This window comes from Micromonospora sp. NPDC050795 (genome assembly GCF_044456785.1).
Classification (GTDB): domain Bacteria; phylum Actinomycetota; class Actinomycetes; order Mycobacteriales; family Micromonosporaceae; genus Micromonospora.
In genome coordinates, this window is record NZ_JBITGE010000082.1 from 1 (window position 1) to 2,973 (window position 2,973).

At 61.0% G+C, this 2,973-nt stretch carries 3 protein-coding genes and 2 pseudogenes; 4 read left to right on the forward strand and 1 reads right to left on the reverse strand.

The window, feature by feature from the left end:
* The first annotated feature begins 370 nt into the window (after positions 1-370).
* The gene (locus ACIBEF_RS32055) at positions 371-823 is read left to right on the forward strand and encodes an SRPBCC family protein (RefSeq protein WP_396797169.1); all 453 of its coding nucleotides are present in this window, start codon (positions 371-373) and stop codon (positions 821-823) included.
* Here ACIBEF_RS32055 and ACIBEF_RS32060 read toward each other — a convergent pair.
* Positions 778-1,023, reverse strand: a complete 246-nt coding sequence (locus tag ACIBEF_RS32060; protein WP_396797171.1) for a hypothetical protein — start codon at positions 1,021-1,023, stop codon at positions 778-780. The two genes, ACIBEF_RS32055 and ACIBEF_RS32060, sit on opposite strands and share 46 nt — an antisense overlap.
* Positions 1,024-1,461: 438 nt before the next feature.
* On the opposite strand from ACIBEF_RS32060, the gene ACIBEF_RS32065 reads away from it, so the two are divergent.
* The 3 genes and pseudogenes from ACIBEF_RS32065 to ACIBEF_RS32075 form a co-directional block, all read left to right on the forward strand.
* Positions 1,462-2,361 (forward strand): oxygenase MpaB family protein, encoded by a 900-nt coding sequence (locus ACIBEF_RS32065; RefSeq protein ID WP_396797170.1) that lies wholly within the window; start codon positions 1,462-1,464, stop codon positions 2,359-2,361.
* A 229-nt stretch (positions 2,362-2,590) separates the two neighbouring features.
* Positions 2,591-2,781 (forward strand): annotated as a pseudogene (locus ACIBEF_RS32070) (IS5/IS1182 family transposase); the annotation flags it as partial.
* 38 nt (positions 2,782-2,819) lie between these two features.
* A pseudogene (locus ACIBEF_RS32075) lies at positions 2,820-2,973 on the forward strand (transposase); the annotation flags it as partial.

The window sequence follows — 2,973 nt, forward strand, 5'->3', positions numbered from 1 at the left end:
TTCCGGCATCGCCAACCTCCACAACATCATCCTCACCGGCTGACCACCGAGCCGGCCCCGGACAACGCCCTCACCCAGTTACGAGACGCCCCTTACCTGCTCAGGCCCCCTGATCACGATGCAAATAGCTCATAGTTTCCTCATACATCCTGACATATAAACGTACATCAGCGAACGCGCGTTCCTGCATATGCAGTTTGTGACGTGACCGATCCGTTGACGCGTGCCGTCGTGCGATCTACTCTGGCCGCAATTTGATGATCTAGTTAGCGCGCCGCCAGGAGCATACAGAGCCAACGCGTGCGGTCGTCCTTGACTCGGAGTGGCCGCTGCGGCCCTCACAGTTGTCCAACTGTCCATGAGGAGAATAATGCGCCTAAATTTCTATCGTTTCGATGTCGAATGGCATATCGATCGGCCCGCGGACGCGGTCTTTTCGGCCCTTACAGATCTGGACGCCTATCCAACATGGTGGCCAGACTACAGCGAAGTTCGGCGGGTAGAAGACAGAACTGTCGAGTTCATCCTCCGTGCGCCGATGGCATACAAGTTGGTGGTCACGAACAGGTTCCTTGTAAACAGTCCTGTTGACGGGCATTTTCGGCTTGCGCTGGGCGGGGACATCGTCGGGTGGATTGACTTCGTGGTGACTGACAAGGGGTCGGGCCACACCGAGGTCCGGATTGCTCAGGAATGCACGGCCACTAAGGCGTTGCTGCGCATCCTTGCCCCCATCGCGAAGCCGGCGTTTCGATACAATCATGCATTGGTCATGCGTCACGGACTGGAGTCCTTGAACAGGTTGTTGCCCGAGGCGATATAGGAGTTCTTGAAAGAAAGTCGTACGACGTGGCTTACGTGATGATGCGACTGGCGCGGGCGCGGCGGCTTCGGGATGTCGTCACAAACGTTGCCGGCGTTGTCGTGCTTGCAGGTGCGGTCGACGTATAGCTCGCCGACGAGGCCGGGACCTCGCCGGTTGCGCACTGGGGTCACGTCGACCAGTGGCAGGAGTTGCGCCATCGTGGCGCTGCCGTCGCTAAGCCGTGGGAGCGAACGGGATGCCTGCACGCCTGTTCAGGACGTGGCGATCCGAGCCCGAGCGAGCGTGCTCAAACGGGCTCGGACTGCTCTTTCGGACCACTTCGGACGGCCCACGCATGCGAAGGTCGTTGCCCGTGCGTGACCGGTCCAACCTTCAGGCATGTCAACGGCACCCTATGGCCTCGGCCAGCAGACACTCGTGCAGCTGCCCCCGCACGTCGGCGCATTCACTGGACCAGGAGACAGGGCGTCACCCCGGCCCAGGGCTTCGCCGTCACCGGGCGTGCCCATCATCATCCGCTGCCACCACCCGATACTCACGCCTTCGTAGGCGATGAGCAACACCGTCAATGACCCGGCAGAGACGGACAGCGCGCCTCAATCACCCATTGCGTTAGGAGATCTGAAATGCGGGAGATGCCGGCCCCGGTTCCGCTGGGGCCTGACTCTACGACATGGACGTACTTTGGCGATTGGCGGAACATGCTCGTTGTATTGTGGGCTGGGTCCTTGCAGAACATGCACCCGCGGCTAGGGGTCGCGGTTGAGCAACACTCGCAGTTCTTTCAGGAACGATGGCAGCGAGTATTTCGATCGTTCTATCCGATTCTGGGTGTGGTATATGACGGTCCCCACGCACCACAGACGGCGCTAAAGGTGCGTGAATATCACGCTGCGATTCAGGGCGAGGACTCGCATGGCAGGCGATATCATGCGCTAGAGCCGGACCTCTTTTACTGGGGTCACGCCGTCTTCTTCATGACAATGATCAGGTTTGGTGACCGATTCATGGGTGGCGTAACCGAAGCCGAACGGCGGCTGTTGTTCGAAGAGCATGTGCAGTGGTATCGACTCTACCGCCTTACTATGCGCCCGGTGCCCGAAACCTGGGACGACTTTCAGAGGTACTGGGAGCATGTGTGTGTGCACGTGCTTGAGGATACACGGGCGGCCAGGGATGTGCTGGATTTGCGGGGCGTTGAGAGACCTCCGTTCATGATGTGGCTGCCCGGTGCTTGGTGGAGTCGGGGGTGGCAGGTCTTCGCACGGGCATTCGTTTGGCTGACGGTGGGTCTGTATGACCCTGTCATTCGCGAACGGCTTGGCTTTGAATGGAGTGAAGCAGACGAGCGATGGCACCGTCGGCTAGGTAGGCTCGTTCACCGCGTATTTATGCTGATCCCGAAAGAATGGCGCTTTCACCCGCGGGCTCGGACGGCGTGGCATCGTACCCGGGGCCGAGACGTGCCTTTGATCGAGAGTCCGCCGCGGCACCATGCTCGGCTCGGCCCAATTCGGCCGCCCCGCCACACGTGAGCCCGCCGCGTCCAACCTCGCCCTTTTAGTAAGGCCTGTCCACGGACTGGGCTGAGAACGAAGAAGTGCCTTCTAATCTGGGAAAATAGGGCTTCTCGAGAGTCCCATGAGGCATTTTCATCGTGACGATGCAGGTCACGGAAGGCTTTGGTCTGATGTGCACAGCGGGCGAGGCTCCCGGTATGACAGCAGTCGACCAAGATCCGATGCCCCAACCGGGAGCCTCGCTGTGCTGTCTTACCCTGCCGCGATACCGCTGTCCACCCGAACCCTGAACCACCTCTGCGACCTCATCCGCCGCCACCGCGACCAGCACCGATCACGATGGCGTCGCCTCGATCCCGGCCGGCAGGCCCTGCTCGCCCTGGCCATCTGCGCAACGGCGACACCTACGCCCGTCTGGCCTGGGGGCTCCAGATCAGCCAGGATGTCTCCGGCCTTCCGACTGGGGATCATGACTCGACTACGACCCGGAGATCCGCACCGTCATCTGCTCCACCAACGCGATCGAGGCGCTCAACGCCCGCTACCGGCGGGCGGTCAAGGCCCGCGGCCACTTCCCCAACGAGCAGGCCGCGTTGAAGTGTCTGTACCTGGTGACCCGGTCCCTGG